Source organism: Hyphomonas sp., assembly GCF_041398465.1.
GTDB lineage: Bacteria > Pseudomonadota > Alphaproteobacteria > Caulobacterales > Hyphomonadaceae > Hyphomonas.
The window spans coordinates 50,388-70,182 of record NZ_JAWKUS010000004.1 but is presented as its reverse complement, the minus strand read 5'-3'; the positions used below and the strand labels follow the sequence as shown (position 1 = coordinate 70,182).

19 protein-coding genes are annotated in these 19,795 nt (G+C 61.3%); 13 read left to right on the top strand and 6 right to left on the bottom strand.

The features are described from left to right. The gene (locus R3C98_RS13250; protein ID WP_371314556.1) at positions 1–1,632 is read right to left on the bottom strand and encodes a peptide ABC transporter substrate-binding protein; all 1,632 of its coding nucleotides are present in this window, start codon (positions 1,630–1,632) and stop codon (positions 1–3) included. 172 nt (positions 1,633–1,804) lie between these two features. Between R3C98_RS13250 and R3C98_RS13245 the strand changes: the two genes are divergently transcribed. Further along, positions 1,805–2,941, top strand: coding sequence for a mechanosensitive ion channel family protein (locus R3C98_RS13245; protein WP_371314555.1), 1,137 nt, complete (start codon positions 1,805–1,807; stop codon positions 2,939–2,941). Here R3C98_RS13245 and R3C98_RS13240 read toward each other — a convergent pair. Continuing rightward, complete coding sequence (locus tag R3C98_RS13240) at positions 2,920–3,198, bottom strand: hypothetical protein (RefSeq protein ID WP_371314554.1); 279 nt, start codon at positions 3,196–3,198, stop codon at positions 2,920–2,922. The genes R3C98_RS13245 and R3C98_RS13240 overlap by 22 nt on opposite strands. A gap of 254 nt (positions 3,199–3,452) precedes the next feature. Then, positions 3,453–3,887 (bottom strand): hypothetical protein, encoded by a 435-nt coding sequence (locus R3C98_RS13235; RefSeq protein ID WP_371314553.1) that lies wholly within the window; start codon positions 3,885–3,887, stop codon positions 3,453–3,455. Positions 3,888–4,083: 196 nt separating this feature from the next. On the opposite strand from R3C98_RS13235, the gene R3C98_RS13230 reads away from it, so the two are divergent. Together R3C98_RS13230 and R3C98_RS13225 are read left to right on the top strand one after the other, a co-directional pair. After that, positions 4,084–5,079 (top strand): Gfo/Idh/MocA family protein, encoded by a 996-nt coding sequence (locus R3C98_RS13230; protein ID WP_371314552.1) that lies wholly within the window; start codon positions 4,084–4,086, stop codon positions 5,077–5,079. Between the two features lie 153 nt (positions 5,080–5,232). Next, entirely contained in the window at positions 5,233–6,597 is a 1,365-nt protein-coding gene (locus R3C98_RS13225; RefSeq protein WP_371314551.1) for a tryptophanase, read from the top strand. Here the strand turns inward: R3C98_RS13225 and R3C98_RS13220 are convergent. Both R3C98_RS13220 and R3C98_RS13215 read right to left on the bottom strand, forming a co-directional pair. Beyond that, the gene (locus tag R3C98_RS13220) at positions 6,594–8,537 is read right to left on the bottom strand and encodes a DUF4332 domain-containing protein (RefSeq protein WP_371314550.1); all 1,944 of its coding nucleotides are present in this window, start codon (positions 8,535–8,537) and stop codon (positions 6,594–6,596) included. The two genes, R3C98_RS13225 and R3C98_RS13220, sit on opposite strands and share 4 nt — an antisense overlap. 104 nt (positions 8,538–8,641) lie before the next feature. Beyond that, positions 8,642–9,952: an acyl-CoA dehydrogenase family protein gene (locus R3C98_RS13215; protein WP_371314549.1), complete on the bottom strand. Its 1,311-nt coding sequence runs from the start codon at positions 9,950–9,952 to the stop codon at positions 8,642–8,644. 238 nt (positions 9,953–10,190) lie between these two features. Here R3C98_RS13215 and R3C98_RS13210 point away from each other — a divergent pair, with 238 nt between their 5' ends. Both R3C98_RS13210 and R3C98_RS13205 read left to right on the top strand, forming a co-directional pair. Continuing rightward, the gene (locus R3C98_RS13210) at positions 10,191–10,541 is read left to right on the top strand and encodes a UrcA family protein (RefSeq protein ID WP_371314548.1); all 351 of its coding nucleotides are present in this window, start codon (positions 10,191–10,193) and stop codon (positions 10,539–10,541) included. Positions 10,542–10,667: 126 nt separating this feature from the next. After that, the gene (locus R3C98_RS13205; RefSeq protein WP_371314547.1) at positions 10,668–10,964 is read left to right on the top strand and encodes a hypothetical protein; all 297 of its coding nucleotides are present in this window, start codon (positions 10,668–10,670) and stop codon (positions 10,962–10,964) included. A gap of 110 nt (positions 10,965–11,074) precedes the next feature. Here the strand turns inward: R3C98_RS13205 and R3C98_RS13200 are convergent, their stop codons facing one another. After that, positions 11,075–11,473 carry a VOC family protein gene (locus R3C98_RS13200; protein ID WP_371314546.1) on the bottom strand — a complete coding sequence of 133 codons (399 nt, stop codon included), beginning with the start codon at positions 11,471–11,473 and terminating at the stop codon, positions 11,075–11,077. A gap of 130 nt (positions 11,474–11,603) precedes the next feature. On the opposite strand from R3C98_RS13200, the gene R3C98_RS13195 reads away from it, so the two are divergent. From R3C98_RS13195 to R3C98_RS13160, 8 genes are all read left to right on the top strand, one after another. After that, on the top strand, positions 11,604–12,500 hold the full coding sequence (locus R3C98_RS13195; protein ID WP_371314879.1) for a haloalkane dehalogenase: 897 nt from the start codon (positions 11,604–11,606) through the stop codon (positions 12,498–12,500). A gap of 1 nt (position 12,501) precedes the next feature. Beyond that, positions 12,502–12,894, top strand: a complete 393-nt coding sequence (locus R3C98_RS13190; RefSeq protein WP_371314545.1) for a hypothetical protein — start codon at positions 12,502–12,504, stop codon at positions 12,892–12,894. A gap of 44 nt (positions 12,895–12,938) precedes the next feature. Further along, positions 12,939–13,382 (top strand): NUDIX domain-containing protein, encoded by a 444-nt coding sequence (locus R3C98_RS13185; protein WP_371314544.1) that lies wholly within the window; start codon positions 12,939–12,941, stop codon positions 13,380–13,382. 7 nt (positions 13,383–13,389) lie between these two features. Further along, complete coding sequence (locus R3C98_RS13180) at positions 13,390–14,010, top strand: ElyC/SanA/YdcF family protein (RefSeq protein WP_371314543.1); 621 nt, start codon at positions 13,390–13,392, stop codon at positions 14,008–14,010. Between the two features lie 182 nt (positions 14,011–14,192). Then, on the top strand, positions 14,193–15,785 hold the full coding sequence (locus R3C98_RS13175) for a phosphoenolpyruvate carboxykinase (protein WP_371314542.1): 1,593 nt from the start codon (positions 14,193–14,195) through the stop codon (positions 15,783–15,785). A 211-nt stretch (positions 15,786–15,996) separates the two neighbouring features. Next, on the top strand, positions 15,997–17,205 hold the full coding sequence (locus R3C98_RS13170) for an acetyl-CoA C-acyltransferase (RefSeq protein WP_371314541.1): 1,209 nt from the start codon (positions 15,997–15,999) through the stop codon (positions 17,203–17,205). Positions 17,206–17,373: 168 nt separating this feature from the next. Further along, positions 17,374–18,072, top strand: coding sequence for a redoxin family protein (locus R3C98_RS13165; RefSeq protein WP_371314540.1), 699 nt, complete (start codon positions 17,374–17,376; stop codon positions 18,070–18,072). Positions 18,073–18,296: 224 nt separating this feature from the next. Beyond that, entirely contained in the window at positions 18,297–19,790 is a 1,494-nt protein-coding gene (locus R3C98_RS13160) for a hypothetical protein (RefSeq protein ID WP_371314539.1), read from the top strand. The last annotated feature ends 5 nt before the right edge of the window (positions 19,791–19,795 follow it).

The following is a 19,795-nucleotide window of genomic DNA, read 5'->3' as shown; positions in this document are numbered from 1 at the left end:
TTATTCTGCGGTCTTCATACCATCCCGGCAGATGAAGCGCGAGCGGTGCTGGTCCTTGGCGTTGTCTTCAAAGCCGGTCAGCGTCGGATCGACGAGGTTCTTGGTCACCTGGAACCACATCGGCGTGATCGGGTAATCGTTCAGCATCAGCGCCTCGGCCTCGGCAAACGTCTGGGCCCGTTTCTTGAGGTCCAGTTCCGAATTGGAGCGCATGATCAGCGCGTCATATTCCGGATTGTTGTAATTGCCGTAGTTCTGCTGGCCGGTGTCGGATTTCAGCAGGTAGAGATAGTTGATCGGATCGTCGAAGTCCGCGACCCAGGCCGCATCGGCAACCTGGAAGTCCGACTGGCGCAGGCGCGCATAGAGCACTTTCGTATCCTGCTTCACGATCGTCGGCTTCACCCATGGGGCAATCTCGGCCCAGTTGGCCTGAGCCACCGGGGCAACCTTCGGATTGTCGTCGGTCGAGCGGTGGATGTACTCGAACTCCAGCGGATTGCCCGGCCCGTATCCGGCTTCTTCCAGCAGGCGCTTGGCTTCCGCGAGCCGTTCCGGGCGCGGGACGTCCTCCCAGTCCACATGCGGACGCGGGGCATCGTAATTGTCGATCCCCGGAGGCACCATCGAATAGGCCGGCACATAGCCGGGCGTCAGGACGCTTTTCACCATGAATTCCCGGTCGAGCGCCATCGCGAGTGCCTTGCGCACGCGGACATCGTCAAACGGCGCGACTTCGGTGTTGAACGCCCAGTACGTCGTGATCAGGGCGGGTGTCGTGCGGACCCAGCCCGGCAACTTGGCTTCGATCTCGGCCTGGCGGGCTCCATCGAAGGCGTTGTTGATATCCAGTTCACCGGCCTGGATCTTGTTCTCGACCGAGGAGAGATCCTCCAGTTCGAAATAGACGACGCGGTCGAAGCAGGCATCGGCTGCGCCAAAGCCTGTCGGGTTCTTTTCGGACACCAACTGGTCGCCCGTACGCCAGTAGACCAGCTTGTACGGACCGTTCACCACGATGTTGTCGGGCTGGATCCACGCATCGCCATAGGTCTCGATGGCCTGGCTCGGCACCGGATAAGTCGTGTAGTGGGTGAGCAGGCCCGGCAGGTAGGGCGCTGGGTATTCCAGCGTCAGTTCCAGCGTCTTGTCGTCGATGGCGCGGGCGCCCAGCTCTTCCGGCGGCAACACGCCTTCATTGATCTTGGCGGCATTCTTTATCAGGTAAAGCAGCGAGGAATACTGCGACGCCACTTCCGGAGACTGGATGCGGCGCAGGCCATAGACAAAGTCGTTTGCCGTCACCGGATTGCCATCGGACCAGACATAGTCACCGAGGTGGAAGGTCCAGACGAGGCCGTCGGCGCTGGTGTCCCAGCTGGTCGCCATGCCGGGCTGCGGGCGGCCGTCCGCGCCATCCGTTGTCAGGCCGATGAACATGTCACCGATCAGGATGTTCTCCCATTGCGCCGAGGATTTGTGCGGATCCAGCGTGTCGACCTTGGCCGAGATGCCGCGGCGAAGCGTCGGCACATCGCTGGCGGACCCGCCGCCACCGCCGCCTCCACAGGCAGCCAGAACAAGGGCCATGGCGCCGGCGGCCATCAGACGCGGCATACGGGAGAGGATCATGCACATACTCCTAGAAAGGTCTCAGTCTGGATCGTTTGCTGCCAGATGGCGGTACAATTGAAAAGACTTTGCTGATTTTGAATAAACAGAAGCCGGGTTTGCCGCAAATAGCGGTCTCAGCTTCCCACACCTGCCCAAAAAGGCCCGCCATTGCGCCCGGCAGGGGGTCGGTATGGCCGTTTTGACGCGAAACATCGCTTCGGCTGTTGGACCCACGCAGTCCTTTCGCGTATCCGGACGTATAGGACACGTCACCGCAAGGAGCCCTGTCATCACGGGAAAGGCAGACAAGAAGGAAACGGCCCCCACCCTCTCGAAGCGGGAAAAGCTGAGGCTGGCGATGCGGATTCGCTGGCTGAAGCGCGCGCGGCCACCTGCCCTGTTCACCCTGATTGGCGCGGCCATCCTGACCATCCCTCACACAGGCCTGGTGCCGGACTGGGACAAGCTTGGCGACTGGCCGGGCGTGCTCGCCTCCATCTGCTTCATCGCCGCCACCGGCTGGACGATCGGCACATTGGTCGACGGTCTGGTAAAACGGCGGCTCGCCAAACTGAACTTTCACGAGGCCGACAATCTGCAGGCCCGCAAGTCCGCGACTCGGCTGGACGTGGTCAGGCGCATCTGGGTTGTCGCGGTCGGTGTGATCACGGTCGCCGCGGCGCTGACACTGATCCCCGGCGTGAAACAGTTCGGCGTCAGCCTGTTCGCCTCTGCCGGGATCGCGGGCATCGCAGTCGGCATCGCGGCCCGGCCGATGCTGTCGAACCTGATCGCCGGCCTGCAGATCGCCTTCACCCAGCCGATCCGGCTGGACGATGCGGTCGTGCTGGAAGATGAGTGGGGCTGGATCGAGGAGATCGGTCTCTTCTATGTCGTGGTCCGTATCTGGGACTGGCGGCGCCTGATCGTGCCGCTTTCCTATTTTATCGAACAGCCCTTCCAGAACTGGACGCGGAAATCAGCCAGCATCATCGGCAGCGTGTTCTGGTCGCTGGACTATCGCGCACCGGTTTCCGAAATGCGGGAGAAGCTGACCGAAATCTGCCGCGCGTCGCCCTTATGGGATGGCGATGTCGTGAACCTGCAGGTGACCGATACCGGCCTCAGCACGATCCGTGTGCGGGCTTTGGCCAGCGCAAAGAACTCACCAGACGCGTGGGACCTGCGCTGCTTCATCCGTGAAAAGATGATCATCTGGCTTCAGGAGGAACACCCGGAGGCCCTGCCCCGCGTCCGCAACGAACTCGACACCCTGCCAGAGGGAGCGTTCGACGGACGGGCGATTCAGGCCGGGCGGATGGAATAGACGGCCGTCGCGCTCATCACGATCGTGCCATCCACGGAAGCCGAGCCGCCTGCAAACAGAATGGTGCGCGTGCGCCGGTCGATCCGGGTATCGAAGCTGGCTTTGGACGCATCGTCGATACGGGCGGAGACATCCACGGTCACCGAGACGAGGTCCACATGGGACGGCGCGCAAAGCTCGTCCGCCGCCGCCCGGATGGCCGCCATCAGGTCGAGCGCAAGTTTCTCATCCGCCTGAAGCGTCGCAGTCGCTGTCATGAGTGAAATTCCCCTGTTCGTTCGCCCTTCCATAAACAGGGCGGACGCGAAGGGAAAGGGCCAGGCTGCCGGGAGGGTAAATTGGCAACCTGGCCCTTGGGTAGATAGACACGCCTTGCTGGGGTGCGGACGCCAGACGTATCGAAGGTGATACGCAGGAAATCCGAGGCTGGATCATCGGTGCAGACAATATTCTGTCAGGCAAAGAAAAGCCGCCCCGTAGGAGCGGCGCTTCCTTCCGAAGACCCTGGAGCTCAAGCGGCCTTGGTGTCGCTGTCGTCCGCCGTGATATCGCCATCGAGATCGGAGCCGATCAGATCGCCCAAATGGCCGAAGCCGGTCAGGCCATGCACCTCTTCCATATGGGATGAGATCGCCGGCAGCAGCGCGCCGATATGCTTGTGGTCAAGGCCGATGGCATGCAGCGCGGTGATCATCTCGCGCGCGACGCGGCGCTTGCCGCCCGGGGTCTGCTCGATCATGCGGGCAATTTCACCGACCGGGGCGCCAAGCTCGCTGCCTGTACGGGCCGAAAGGGCACGCGCGCCGGGGATGGTCGTGAACATGGCCGTGGCGAAAGGGGAAGCCTGGCGTTCGGCGGCATTGAGCACGATGCCGAGGGCTTGTTTCGCAATAGGGTCCGCAAGGCCGCTAGTTTTAGCGATGTGCGCCGTAAGATCATTCATCATTGGCGTAGGCACTCCTAAGATTAACGGCCTTGGGATGTTCCATTAACCCGCCACAGCCTTTCTGTTTGGTTACCGGATCGGTGAAATTCGAAAGATTGCAGCAAGGCCTTGTTAAGTATTTCGGCGCTTCCGGCTGCGGGCTGATTTACGAACCGGCCCGGCATTGCCACTATGCCCGTCAGCAGAGGGGCAAGGCATGATCCGGATTGGTATCCTCGGGGCGGCGAAGATTGCGCCTAAAGCCGTCATTGAACCGGCCCGGCGACGGACCGATTGCCGGGTGGTCGCTGTCGCCGCCCGCAACCCGGCACGCGCCGCAACCTTTGCCGAAGAGCATGAAATCCAGCATGTGGCGGAGAGCTATGAAGCCCTGATCGCCCGCGATGACGTCGATCTGATCTACAATGCCCTGCCCCCGAACCGGCATGCGGATCTCAGCATCGCCGCCCTGAAAGCCGGAAAGGCCGTGCTGTGCGAGAAGCCGTTCGCCATGAATGCCGACGAGGCCATGGCCATGCAGCGCGCGGCAGAAGAGACAGGCCGGCCGCTGGTGGAGGCGTTCCACTACCGCTTCCATCCGGCTTTCATCCATGCGCTTGGCCACGTCCACAGCGGGCATGTCGGGAAAATCCTGTCCATGGAGGCGGCGTTCTCGGTCCCGATCCCCTACCGGCCGGGCGAGCTGCGTCATACGCTGGAGTCGGGCGGCGGCGCTCTGATGGATCTCGGCACCTATTGCATCCACATGGTTCGGACGATGGCCGGCGCTGAACCGGCCGTGGCCTCTGCCGAGTGCCATTGCGATCGGCCGGGCGTCGACATCTCGACCCATGCGCGGCTGGTGTTCCCGGGCGATGTCACGGCTTCGATCATGACATCCATGTCGGAGACCGTGTCGCGGCGGCTGCAGCTGCATATAGAGGGCACAAAGGGCTCGCTTACGTTCAACAATCCCATCCATCCGCATCTCGGGCACAAGATCATCCTCCAGCAGCGCGGCCAGCCGGACCGGACGGAGACCATTCCGGGCGAGATCACTTACGATCACCAGCTGGCGCATATGGTCGACGTGCTGGCCGGGCGGGCCGAGCCGTTGACCGGCGGCGAGGACGCTGTCGCAAACATGCGCGTGATCGACGCGATTTACCGTAGTGCCGGATTGCAGCCACGCGGCAGCGAACGGGCATCTTGAAAAACTCAGAAGCCCTTGATATCCGGATTCCATTGCAACAGGCGCTGAGCGCGGTCGCGTCACCAAGGCGAGGCAACCGCGGCGCAGGATAAGTCCTGTGTGCGACGCCTTCGGGCCACCTCCAGGACTTTTAAAGAGCCCGGAGTGAGCCAAATGAAAACCATCATCGAACCTTTCCGCATCAAATCGGTCGAACCGATCCGGATGACGACGCGCGAAGAACGCGCCGACCTGCTGAAGGCGGCAAAGCACAACCTCTTCAAACTGCATTCAGACGATGTAATCATCGACCTCTTAACCGACAGCGGCACCTCGGCCATGAGCGCGGCGCAATGGGGCGCGGTCATGACCGGTGACGAGAGTTATGCCGGGGCACCGAGCTTCTACCGGTTTGAGGCAGCAGTCCGCGACCTGATGGACTTCGCGCACATCATTCCGACGCACCAGGGGCGCGCGGCCGAACACCTCCTGTTCAACCTGATCGCAAAGCCCGGCCACATCATTCCTTCGAACACCCATTTCGATACGACGCGCGGCAATATCGAAGCGGCCGGCGCCGAGGCGGTGGACCTGCCCGTGCCCGAGGGCAAAGTCCCGTCCCTCGATCATCCGTTCAAGGGCAATATGGATCTTGAAGCGCTGGAAACCCTGCTCCGCGAGAAACGCGACTCTGTTCCGGCCGTGATGATGACCATCACCAACAATGCCGGCGGCGGCCAGCCGGCAAGCCTCGAAAATATCCGCGCCGTCGCCCAGATCGCACAGCATTACCGCAAGCCGTTCTTCATCGACGGCTGCCGCTTTGCCGAGAATGCCTGGTTCATCAAACTGCGCGAGCCGGGCCAGCAGGACCGCAGCATCAAGGCGATCATCCACGACATGTTCGAAGTTGCCGACGGCATGACGATGAGCGCCAAGAAAGATGCTTTTGCCAATATCGGCGGCTGGCTGGCACTGCGCGACGATGAACTGGCCGAACGCGCCCGCACCCTGTTGATCCAGACCGAAGGCTTCCCGACCTATGGCGGCCTCGCGGGCCGGGACCTGGACGCCATTGCGCAGGGCCTGTCCGAAATCATTGATGAGGACTACCTGCGCTACCGAGTACGGACGAATGCCTATATTGCCGAGCGCCTGGATGCGATGGGCGTGCCGGTCGTGAAGCCCGCGGGCGGCCATGCCGTGTTCGTGGATGCCCGCGCCTTCCTGCCCCATATCCCGCCGCTGGAATATCCGGGCCAGGCCCTTGCCTGCGCACTATACGAGGTGGGTGGCATCCGTGGCTGCGAGATCGGCACGGTGATGTTCGGGCGCAAGCCCGACGGCAGCGAGGAAGCCGCGCGCATGGACCTTGTCCGCCTCGCCATGCCCCGGCGTGTCTACACCCAGTCGCATGCGGACTATATTGTCGAGGTGTTCGAGGAACTCGCCAACTCGAAGGACCAATTGCGCGGCCTGAAGATCGTGAAAGAGCCGCCGATGATGCGGCACTTCACATCTGAGTTCGAGCCGCTTTAAGCCGCGTCACGGGCGCGTTCGATCCATTCTTCGACCTCTTCTTCCATGAAGAGGTCGTCACCGCGGCGGACGCGCTCGCCTTCCGGCGAATTCAGGAATTCCGTGGCCAGCAGGAACAAGGTGCGCGCAGGCGCTTCGGCCAATTCCTTGCTGGTGCGGATACCGGCGCCGACCATGATCTGCACGTCGTGCACGCGCAGGCCCGGCACTTCCATCATAAGCTTCGTCTGGTCCTGCCAATCCCGCAGGGTTTCGGAATCGATGAAGTGGACGTCCAGCATGAAGGCCGTCTCCTCGATATCGCAATCGAGCAGGTCGCCAATCGTGTAGATGCCAACCTCTTCGAGACGCGCGGCCGTCTTCGGACCGATGGACGGCGCATCGACGACCGGATCTTCCCGCGTCAGGCCAGAACCGCGGACTTGCGGCTCGTCTGCAGGCACTTCGTCATCTTCTGACGCGGCAATCTCTTCCACCTCGTCACCGGATTCCTCTTCGGCCGAGTCATCATATTCCTCGGCTTCATCGTCATCTTCGGACTCATCGTCGTCTTCATCGGACTCGTACTCTTCGTCGTCTTCTTCGTCATACTCGTCGGACTCATCGTCCTCGTCGTATTCCTCATCATCCTCGTCTTCGTCGAAGTCGTCGTCTTCATCTTCCTCGTCGAAGTCTTCTTCTTCGTCGTCTTCGTACTCGTCCTCATCTTCGTCTTCGTCTTCGTCGGACTCGTAGTCTTCTTCGTCGTCGTCATCCTCATCGTCGCCGGCGCTGAGTTCAGCCTCACCGTCTATGTCGAGGCCCGCCGCTTCGATGGCCGCAAGGTCTTCTTCATCGAGGATCAGCTCTTCTTCAGACACTTCGGCCTCGACCTCTTCGACGTCCGCCTCGACCTCAGCGGCCTCATCGAGGATGATGTCTTCTTCGACGATCTCGGCTTCCGGTTCCTCCACAATCGCCTGGACCTCTCCTTCCGGCAGCACATGGGCTGTGCCGATCGGACGGATCTCCTGCTTGTCGATCTCTTTCAGCGGAACACGGAGCACCTGAGCCGCATGTTTCTTGCGGATGATCTTGTCGTCTTCCGGCAGGGTCTTGATCACTTTGCCGGTCTTCTTGAACTCCTTGTACATCCGCTCGACCTGCGCGCGGTCGTTCGCATCGGCGAGTTTCGCCGTGATCCAGCGGAGCGGAATGTCGAGCGTCTCGATATAGCCCTGCAGGGTCAGATGGGCCTTCGGCGGTGCGACGGCGGCCTCTTCGATAGCTTGCGTCATCAGCGCAGCGAACCCTGCCGTGGCATAGGCCACGAGTTCGGCAATCCCTTCGCGCATCGTATCATCAAGGCCGGACGGCGGATGGGAGACCCCGCGTTCGAGATTATAATGGTCGATGAAGGTGTCGTAGAATGTGTTCGACAGGGTCGCGCCTTCGACCACCATGTCGGCGACGAAGCCCGGACCGTCCGGAATCTGAATGTCCGGGTAGCCATTCGCCTCGATCATCTCATCGATCACATCGCGGCTTTTGGCGATGGACCATTCGACGGCTCGGTGGATGACGCCCTCTTCTTCCGTCTGGCCCGTGTGGAACGGCTGGATCGGGTCAGCGTAATAATGGCTCAGCACGCCGAGCGCATAGGCTGCCTTGCTCCACTTCTTCGCACGGAGGAACTCTATCGAGCGGGCATACCATTCCATTGCCTTGTCGGGTGCGCCGCCCCACAGGCCTTCATTCACGTGGCAGACGTGATTCTTGAAGTCCTTGAACTTCGCGTCCGGAGCCTTCGCACCTTCCAGAAGGTGCTCGTGATGGACCAGGAAGATGGCCTTCCAGGCCTTCCCCTGCTCCCCGCCAATCAGCGAAAGGGCATCGAGTGCGATATAGTGGTGGGTAGAACGGCAACGATGTGCACGAACGACACGCTCGAGCAAAGACATGGGCGAGACTCCTCAGCCTGGCAGAATTGTCAGACTGAGGAGTGCGTTAACTTGGTTACCCGGTTGTTAACCCTTCGCCCCTTGCGCGAAGAATTTTCTGCAAATCAGCGAACCGCGAAATCGAACGGTTCGTTGCGGTTCTTGCCCTTGTTCGGCCCCATGAAGCCGAACAGGTGGCCGGCCACCTTGCGCATCTGGATCTCTTCGGAACCTTCAGTGATGCGGTAACGGCGGTGGTGGCGGTAGATGTGTTCGAACGGCTTGTGGCGTGAATAGCCGATGCCGCCATGCACCTGCATCGCCCGGTCGGCCGCGTCGCAGCACAGCCGGTTGGCCTTGTAGTTACACATCGACACCTTGTCGGAGAGCTTGATGGCAACTTCCGGCTTGGACATCTGGTCGATTTCCCATGCCGTCTTGAAGATGAAGAGGCGCAGCATTTCAGCCTCGGTCGCCTGCTCGACCAGCGGGAACTGGATCGCCTGGTTCACCGACAGCGGCTTGCCGAACGGACGGCGCTCATTGGCGTAGTTCACCGCCTCGGTGATGCAGTACATCGCCGCACCGACGGAGCTGGCCGCCTGGCGGATGCGGTTTTCGTGGACGAAGTGCTGGGCCAGCGCGAGGCCGCCTTCCGGCGGGCCGAACACGGCATCTTCCGGCACCCAGACATCCTTGATGGTCAGGCGCGGGTGGTCCGTCGGCATGTTGAAGGTCCACAGATACTCCTCGATGATCACGCCCGGATCGTCTGCGGGGATGATCAGACAGGTGATGCCTTTCGCATCGCCATCCTCGCCGCTGGTACGGCAGAACAGCATGATGTGGCTGGCGACATGCATGCCGGTGATCCACATCTTGGCGCCGTTGATCAACCAGCCGTCCTTGCCGTCTTTCTTGTGGCGCACCGCGCGGGTTTCCATGTGCGTCGCGTCGGAGCCGTGATCCGGCTCGGTCAGGCCGAAGCAGGCCTTGAACTCGCCCTTCAGCGCAGCATCCGCGAGGTGGCGCTGGTCCGGGCGGGCAAAGTCGCGCAGCATCAGGATCTGGGGGAAGTTGCCGACGATCGAGTGCTCGTTCTGGAGGTCATTGTGCAAGCCGAGCCCCTTGCGGGCGAAGTGCTCGCGGATGATGGCCATGCCGAGATTGGTGCCGTCCTGGCCGCCGAACTCTTTCGGCAGCGCATAGCGAAGGTGGCCGGCCTTGTCCGCGCGGCGCTTGGCTTCGCTCAACAGCTCTTCCCATTCAGGACGCGGCAAGCCGCCATTGTCGAAATCTGTCCGGGCCCATTCGCGGCGGTGGTCGAAGAAGCGATTGTTGTCGTCCTGCTCCTGAAGCGGCTTGATCTCGTCCTCGATGAACTTGTCTAGCACCACCAAATAGTCGGCTATTTCCTGGGGAATATTGAAATCCATGTCGCGCGTCCTCCTGACCTCTGCCCCGGTTTGAGGCGTCTTTTCGTAAAGCCTGTTGAAGACAGCATATCGAGGGACCGGCGCACCGCAATTTGTGCCGCCGGGGCAAGCGGCGAACTAAATTGAACTGTTAGAAAAATTATAAGCGCTGAACGATTGACATTTTGTTCAGCGATCATATTTTCTGCCCTGTGGCTTCACCGGGCCACGCTCATCCAACGCAAAAAGGTTTCCTCCCATGACCTCCCGCACCCTCTCTCTCGCCCTTAGTGCAACCCTGGCCGGCGCCGCCCTGTTTGCGGCTCCGGCGTCTGCCGAAATCGAGCGCTATCTGCAGCTGGACGTACAGTATGACGCTTCAGTGCTCGGTACAGCCTCCGGCGCGGAAACTGTGCTGAAATCAGTGCAAGACCAAGCGACTGTCGCCTGTCGCTACACCCGTCCAGTCGCAGGTGCTCCGCGTGTGGACGACGCCTGCGTATCCGAGATCATCGCCCAGGCCGTCGCCCGGATCGATGCCCCGGAGCTGACCCGCATCTATGCAGCCAGCACCGAACAACCGGCCAGCCTCATGGTTGCCCAGAAATAAGGCAGCTGCTTAACGTGAAGCGCTGAACACTTGACGAATTTTTCAGCGCTATCTATTGGTTCAGCGCCGGAGTGACCACCGTGCTACCGGCGCTGAACATAACCATAAGCGAAAAGGCATCCTCCCATGCTCCGTTCCGCAATTCTTGGCGCCGCCTTCCTTGGCCTCGCCGCCCCCGCATTCGCCAGCAGCTTCACCTTTGAAACCGCCAAGCCGGTCGATGAGGCACGTTTCGCTGTGATCGGCACCGTCTGGACCTGCGAAGACACCGTCTGCAAAGGCGACATGGACCGCAAGAAAGTCACGCTCCGCGACTGCAAGAAGCTCGCGAAGAAAGCTGGTGAAATCACCTCTTTCAAGAACGACAAAGACGAGCTCTCGGCTGAAGAAATCGAAGCCTGCAAGGCTTCTGCGCGCGACTAGAACGGCGCGTCCTACCAGCCAAGCTCTCCAGAGCCTCTCCTCGGGCCGCCTCGGATTAAACGCCGGGCGGCCATTTTTTTTGTCTTTCGAGCGCCGATCCGCGCATCGTCTCAGACCGCGGGGTCTGACTCAATCGGCTGCCAGAGTTCGATCTTGCGGCCGTCCGGATCAATCACCCAGGCGAATTTGCCATAGGATTCGATCATCGGCTCGCCCGCCATGGGCACGCCTTCCGCTTTGAGGCGTTCCAGCATGCCGTCGAAATCGTCGATCATCAGATTGATCATGAAGTCAGCGTCAGAGGGTTTGAAATAGTCGCTGCCCGCCTTGAACGGCGCCCAGATCGTGCGGGCACCCTGTGGGAACTGCGCCGCCGAGTCGGCATGAGCGAAGCTTGAGCCGCCATAATCGTCGATCTCCATTCCCAGCACCCGTTTGTACCAGTCACGCGTCGCCTCGACGTCTGCGCAATGGAAAAATATTCCGCCCAAACCGATCACTTTTGCCATGCCCGTCTTCCTTTCCAGATTTCGTGCAGGGACATTCCACCCAATTCGCGCAATGATCCGGGAAAATATCCTCCGGCCAAGCTAACCGGGGACAAGATGAAATCAAAGGTGGGAGACAAAACACGTGACGATCGAAGCCAGACGCACACCGGACGAACGATTTGAAGGCCTGCCCAACTGGTCTTACACGCCGCATTATATCGACGACCTGCCAGGTTACGAGGGCCTCCGCGTCCATTATGTGGACGAGGGCCCGAAGAATGCCGTGCGCACTTATCTCTGCCTGCACGGCCAGCCAACCTGGTCTTACCTTTACCGCAAGATGATCCCGGTATTCCTCGACTCCGGCGCCCGCGTGATCGCGCCGGACTGGCTGGGCTTCGGGCGCTCCGACAAGCCGGTGGCGGATGAAACCTACACCTTCCACTTCCACCGCAACATGATGCTGGCCCTGATCGAGCGGCTGGACCTAAAGGACATCACCCTCGTTTGCCAGGACTGGGGCGGCCTGCTGGGCCTGACCCTGCCACCGGAATTTCCTGATCGGTTCGAGCGGTTGATCGTAATGAACACCACGCTCGCCACTGGCACCTCGCCCAGCGAAGGCTTCAATGCCTGGAAAGCCTATAGCGCCTCGCAGCCCGACATGGACATTGCCGCCCTGATGAAGCGCGGCACACCGGTGCTCACCGATGCTGAAGCGGCAGCTTATGGCGCGCCCTTCCCTGACGCGTCCTACAAGGCCGGGGTGCGGCGCTTCCCGGAACTCGTCATGGTCGAACCCGGCATGGAAGGCATAGAAACATCGAAACGCGCCGCTGACTGGTGGGCGCGGGAATGGCATGGCGACACATTCATGGCTGTCGGCGCCGCAGACCCAGTGCTCGGGCCGCCCGTCATGGAAAAGCTCCGCGCGCAGATCCGCGCCTGCCCAGAACCGATGATCATCGAGGACGCCGGCCATTTCGTGCAGGAATGGGGCGAGCCGGTCGCCAGAGCAGCCCTAAAAGCCTTCGGAGAACTCTGACATGCAGGACCTGATGGCCGCCTGGCAGGCCGATGTCGCGAAGCAGCCCCAATGGGTCCAGACCTGGCTGGACCTGATGGTCGTCGTCCTCGGCGTGTTCGGCGCCGCATTCAGCTTCGTGCGCGTCGAGGCGCGCTGGGTGCTGGCGGGTTTCCTGCTGGGCGCCGCCGCCATGCTGGGGCTCTACAGCCAGATCGGATATTCGCGGCTGCTGGGCCTTGCCCATGTCATCTTCTGGACACCGGCACTGGTCTACCTGCTTCGCCGCTTTACCCACTGGCGCGTGGGTCAGACCCTGTCGGGCAAATGGATCGTCCTGGTTGTCATGGTACTGACGGTTTCACTGGCCTTCGATTACACCGACGTGATCCGCTGGATCCTTGGAGAGCGTTGATTCAGTAGCTGCTCCGTCGAGCGGTCTGGCCTAGAATGGTGGCCATGACCGATTCTCCCCCCCGACCCGGAGCTGGCTGCGGCGCCGGTATCCTCGACGATCAGGGGCGCGTCCTCCTGATCCAGCGCCTCAAGGAACCGGAAGCCGGCGCCTGGGGCCTGCCCGGCGGCAAGATCGATTTCGGCGAACGCTCGGAAGACACAGCGCGCCGGGAAATCGAGGAAGAGCTTGGCATCGTCATCGAATTGACGCGCCTGGCCTGTATCTCGGAAATTATCGATGGCGGCGACGGCCAGCACTGGGTGTCACCGATCTACGAGGCCCGCATCGTTTCTGGAGAGCCCCGCATCATGGAACCGGAGAAACATGGCGGCTGGGGATGGTTCAGCCGCGACGACCTGCCGGAACGACTCACCACGCCTGCGATCACATTCCTGAATACGACTGCACATGGGGCATGGCGGCCTGCCCTGAAGCAGTCTTTATAGGTTGGGCATGCGCTGGCTTCGCCGAATCGCTTTCTGGCTGATCTTCCTTGATCTGGTCGCAACCGCCCTCTTCTGGGGCGTGAGCCGGTTCATGGACCAGTCGAAAACCCTCACCGGCGGAACGGGCGTCGTCTTCTATACCGACAATAACAAGGATGCGGCGGCGCGAATCGCCAAGGCAGTGAACTTGCTGAAAGCCGGAAAACTCGACCGGCTTTACATGGTCGGCGGCCACCGCCCGCAGGAGGGCTGGCTTGGCAGTCAGGAAATGGCGCTGATCGCGGCACGCGGCTCCGGCCTCGGCGGACGCATCTCGGCCGATGTGGAAAGCCGGGACACAATCTCCGGTCTGAAGAACCTCGCTCGCAATGCCAGGACAAAGGCACCCGGCGAAATCGTCTTTGTTTCCAATTGCATGCAGGTAATCCGGGCCAAGGTGATCTACAGCGCCCAACCCGATCATCAGTCGAGCGTCATGGGCGCCTGCCCGCCCGGCGACCTCAATCCGATCGATATCTGGCGGCGGGCCCACTATGAGGCAGGTGCCTGGATTCTGTATGCCCTGCCCGAAACCTGGCAGGACGCGGTTCTTGACCGCCTGCGCGGCGCAAACGAGGAACCCGGGTAAGTTCTGTTCGATTTCAGAACATTGGCGCCAGCCCGCCGTGCCGAACTGAACCTGCATGAAAATAAATGAAACAACCGGTTCCGTAATGGGCACAAATGTTGCAGATTTTGCACGGGTAAGCCAAACGGGCGCACGAGATGCGCTGGGGCAACAGCATATAAAAGGCAGGAACAGAGGCTAAAATGAGCGATACTGTAGCGATCCTTGGAGAACTGGGGATTCAGCCGAAATCCGTCCGCAAGAACTGGAACGAAGCACGTTTGTACGAGACGTCCGTTGCAGCGGGCGAAGCACGTGTCGCTGAGGGCGGCCCTCTTGTTGTAGAAACCGGGCAGCACACCGGGCGGTCTGCAAAGGACAAGTTCACGGTTCGCGACGAAACCACCGAAAACACTGTATGGTGGGACAATAATGCCTCGATGACGCCGGCGCAGTTCGACGTTCTCTTCGAAGACTTCAAGGCCCACCTCGCTAATCAGGATGTGTTCGCACAGGAACTGTTCGGCGGCGCTGACCTTTCCCACCGCCTGCCTGTGACCGTGGTCACCGAATACGCGTGGCACTCCCTGTTCATCCGCCACCTGCTCCGCGTTCCGGAAGCTGGCGAGTACGAGAATTTTGAGTCGCAGTTCACCATCATCAACTGCCCGAGCTTCCGTGCCGATCCGGCACGCCATGGCTGCCGCTCCGAAACCGTCATCGCGGTCAATTTCGACAAGCGCATGGTCCTGATCGGCGGAACGTCTTACGCTGGCGAGACCAAGAAGTCTGTTTTCACGGCGCTCAATTATTACCTGCCGGCCAAGAAGGTCATGCCGATGCACTGCTCGGTGAACACCTCGCCGGACGATGACGCCGCCATCTTCTTCGGCCTGTCTGGCACCGGCAAGACGACCCTTTCCGCCGATGCAACCCGCATCCTGATCGGTGACGACGAGCACGGCTGGTCGGAAAACGGCCTCTTCAACTTTGAAGGCGGCTGCTACGCCAAGATGATCAAGCTCTCGGAAGAAGCCGAGCCGGAAATCTTCGCCACGACAAAGCAGTGGGGCACGGTCCTCGAAAACGTCGTGATGGACCCGGACACCCGCACCCTTGATCTCGATGATGCGACACTCGCCGAGAACTCCCGCGGCGCCTACCCGATTTCGGCTATCCCGAATGCATCCCTGTCGGGCCGCTGCGGCCAGCCGAAAAACCTGATCATGCTGACGGCAGATGCATTTGGCGTCATGCCGCCGATCGCCAAGCTGACCCCGGCCCAGGCGATGTATCACTTCCTGTCGGGCTACACCGCCAAAGTTGCCGGGACCGAGAAAGGTGTCACTGAACCGACAGCGACCTTCTCCACCTGCTTCGGCGGTCCGTTCATGCCGCGCCATCCGTCCGAATACGGAAACCTGCTTCGTGAACTGATCGGCAAGTACGACGTGAATTGCTGGCTGGTCTCCACCGGCTGGACCGGCGGACCTTACGGCACCGGCCATCGCATGCCGATCAAGGCGACCCGCGCCCTGCTGAACGCTGCGCTCGACGGCTCGCTGAACAATGTCGAGTTCCGTAAGGACGAAACCTTCGGCTTCCTCGTCCCGGTCGCCGTGCCGGGCGTCGATGCAAAGATCCTCGATCCGCGTTCGACCTGGGATGACGGTACCGCCTATGACAAGCAGGCGACCAAACTGGCCGAAATGTTTGTCGAGAACTTCGCCAAGTTCGAACCCTATGTGGACGACAGTGTGAAAGCTGCCGCACCGAAGGCGAAAGTCACGGTCTGAGCCTGACCCGAACTATCGGAAATTGAGCGCCGCCTGCCGCCAGGCGGCGCTTTTTTGCATTCCTGTCCCCCATCAACACCTCACCGGGGCGTTATCGGGGTAAAATTTGCCGTGATTTCATGCCGTTTACGCGAACGGAAGGGCTGGTGTTCCTTACGTGAGGCCAGTAGGGTGCAGCGCAACAATCACAGCAGTCCTTGGAGGGAAATCCATGCGTGAAGCCGTTATCGTATCCTACGCCCGTACGGGCATGACAAAGACCCACCGCGGGGGCCTCAACGACACCCACCCGATCGTCATGGGTGGCCACGTGATGTCGGCCGCTCTAGAGCGCGCTGGTGTTGAAGCAGGCGCCGTGGAAGACGTATTCTTCGGCTCCGCCCAGCCGGAAGGCGCAACGGGCATGAACGTTGCCCGCAACATTGCGCTGGCCGCCGGCTGCCCTTCCTCGACCGCGGGCGCAACCATCAACCGCTTCTGCTCCTCCGGCCTTCAGGCAATTGCCAATGCTGCTCACACCGTCATCAACGAGGGTGCACCTGTGGCTGTCGGCGGCGGTGTCGAAAGCCTGTCGCTGGTCGCCCATTCCGGCAAGACCAACCGCCACCGCATCGTCGAAGAAGGCCTGTACGAAAAATGGCCGGCTGTCTGGATGTCGATGCTCGAAACCGCCGAAATCGTTGCTGACCGCTACAATGTCAGCCGCGAATACCAGGACGAATACTCCGCTGAATCCCAGAAGCGCACCGCCGCGTTCCAGGAAGCCGGCCACATGGCCGAGGAGATCGTGCCGCTCAAGACGCGGATGAAACTCGTCAACAAGGAAACCGGTGAAGAAACCTTCCAGGAAGTCACCGTCGACCGCGACGACTGCAACCGTCCCGGCACCACCGTGGAATCCCTCGCTGGCCTGAAGCCTGTCTTCTCCAACGGCATGGTCGTGAAAGAAGGCAAATACATCACCGCCGGTAACGCTTCCCAGCTGTCCGACGGCGCTGCTGCCGTGGTTGTCATGGAAGCCCAGGAAGCTGCAAAGCGCGGCCTCAAGCCGCTCGGCCGTTTTGTCGGCTTCAATGTGGCCGGTTGCGATCCGGACGAAATGGGCATCGGCCCGGTCTTCGCCGTTCCGCGCCTTCTTGAGCGTCATGGCCTGAAGGTTGACGACATCGACCTCTGGGAACTCAACGAAGCTTTCGCCTCGCAGTGCCTCTACAGCCGTGACCGCCTCGGCATCGATCCGGCGAAATACAACGTCAATGGCGGCTCGATCTCCATCGGCCACCCGTTCGGCATGACCGGCGCACGCTGCACCGGCTCCATCCTGATGGAAGGCCAGCGCCGCGGCGCAAAATGGGGTGTCGTCACGATGTGTATCGGTGGCGGCCAAGGCGCTGCTGGCCTGTTCGAGATCTACAGCTAAGCACTGAGTGCAACTCGAGAATTGGAAAACCCCGGCTCGTGGCCGGGGTTTTTCTTATGGAAAAGCCGGTCTATTCAATGTCTTGATAGAACAACTTACGGGTGGCGTAAGTTCAAACTGCCAGTGCGCATTGCTATCTGGGCGGAAACGTCAAAAGGAATACCTCTCATGATCCGATCATTCGTAGCCGCAAGCGCCATGATCGCACTCGTTGTCGCCTGCAGCCCGGCAAGCGAAACGACCGAACCGCCCGCCGAAGCGACAACGCCATCTGCCGAAGCGGAACCTGTCCTGCCGGCCGACGCAACCGGCTTCATCACCACCAACCCCCTGCCCCTGGCTGAAGATGGCAGCGTGCGCCGCGACGATTACGGCCGCCCGTATGAATATGTTTTCCTGGGCGAGAAGCTGCCGCACATTACCGGTACGACGCTGGATGGTTCCACTTTCGATTCCGATGATCTCTCCAACTGGACCGTGATCGATATCTGGGGCCTCTGGTGCGGGGACTGCCTGGCAGACGGGCCGTATGTCGCCGCCCTGTCCACGGCGATCGCGCAGGATCCGGATCTCGACTTCCTGTCGATCCACGTCCCAGCGAGCGCAGCGCGCACCACGCCGGAAGAAATGTACAAGAAGTGGGGCTCGGTCGACGCCTATTTCGCCGAGAAAGGCTATTCCTATCCGGTCGTGATCGACCCTGACACGAGCATCCGAAGCGCGCTGAAGATCGGCTGGACGCCGTCTTACCTGCTCGTCTCGCCGGATGGCGTCGTGAAAGGCTATCGCAGCGAATTTTCCGCCGCGAAGGGCGAACCGGTGAAAGACTTCCTGAAAGACATCGCCCGCGTGAAGGCGGAGCAGTAGCCAAACCATTTTGGGCCGGCGCGGACGGGGGTCTGCACTGGCCCGGTCTATACTGGCCCGGAAAGGCACAACCGGGCGGTGTACCTGGCCCGATCCGGCACCACCTGCCAGCGCAGCCATCACAGTCTGACTTTCCTGGCCCGAATCTTGATGCAGCATTTGAACAATCGGCCTGCACGGGCTAACTGGTAGGCTCCGGACAGGGAAACGGGAGACGCCCCGGAATGCTGCATCCTTCGACCAAACGCCTGATCGACAAGCTCGATGAGATGACTCGCAAGCAGCGGGTCGGCTGGGAAGAAAGCGACAATGGCTCGATCAAGCACGATACCGAAGGGTATCGCGTGACGCTGACGGCCGCGCCTCATTCCCTGCTGCTGACGGACACATTGGGCCGCGAAATAGAGACCTGCACGCCGGAGGATTTCGCCAGCGAAACCGACGCCAGCGGGCGGCCCTATACCGAGTTCGTTGAGGAAATGTACCGCGAGGCGCACCGTCATGCGCGCGGCGCCGAAAAGGCGATCTCGGCCCTGTTGAGCAGCCTGGATGAGGCAGCTGCGGAAGACGAGGCTGATGCGGCCACACCGCTGGATGAGCTGGAAAACTTTGAGCACCCGGAAGACGATGGCGACGAGTCCCGTCCGCTCGAAGACCACGAGCTCCCCGAGCCGGAGTATGAAGGCCAGGCAGACATGCAGGCCGCGATCGCGGCGATGGCCGACCAGATGAACGCGGTTCCGCCGGAAGCGGCACACGCCGCTGAAGATTCCGAACTGGACGCGGCGCCGGAACCCGAGCCGGAACCAGCGGTCGAAGCGCCCGCCATGCCCGTCGCCATTGAAACCGCTGCCCCGGAACCGGCGGCCGAACCTGCACCGGAGCCTGTCAGCGAAGAAGTGGCAGCCCCTTATGCTCCTTTCGCCGGATCGGAAGAAACGGCCCGCACCTATGCCATCGCCGCAGAATTCGAAACGCCTGCCGAGCCGGAACAAGCAGCCGAGGACCCTTTCGGCAGCGAAAACGACGTATGGGACTCGATTCGCAATGCAGGCGGCGAAGCTGAGGCGCCTGCCGCCGAGCCAGAACCACCGGCACAGGAGCCGGCCGTCACTTTCCAGCGGCGAGGCCCGGTTTTCGGCTCTGCATTATTCTCGAACAGCCTGGGCGACCTCAGCAGCTATCGCAAGCCGGATGCTGAAATCGCGCCGGAAACGCCATCGGAGCCCGCCGCAGCACCAGTCCCGGAACCGATTGCGGAACCGGCGATGGATGTTGCGCCAGATCCGGCGTCTCAGCCGGAACCTGCCCCTGTGCCGGAGCCCGAACAGGCCGCTCCGCGCAGCTTCAGCCTGTCGGGCATCACATCAGGCTTCGGCCTTGGCTCAACGCATGCCGCCCACCGCGTCCAGCCGGAGACCCCGGCCGCGCCCGCCAAACCGGCCGAACGCGGACTGATCGACGGCACGCTCGACCTGCCGGACGAATTTCCCACAGACGAGCCTGTACCGGGTCAGGAATGGCGGATGGAACAGGATGAGGAATTCGGTTTCACCGAGGCAGACATGATGCCTGGTAGCCCCGCACAGCCCCTGCCTGCCACGACCAGCTCAGCGCCGGAATCACTAGAGCCGGAAGCCCCTGCCGACAAGCCGGAGACGGAAGCTGACAATGGGCACCCCGCGCGGTCGACCCGGCGTTTCAATCCCTGGAATTAATCTGT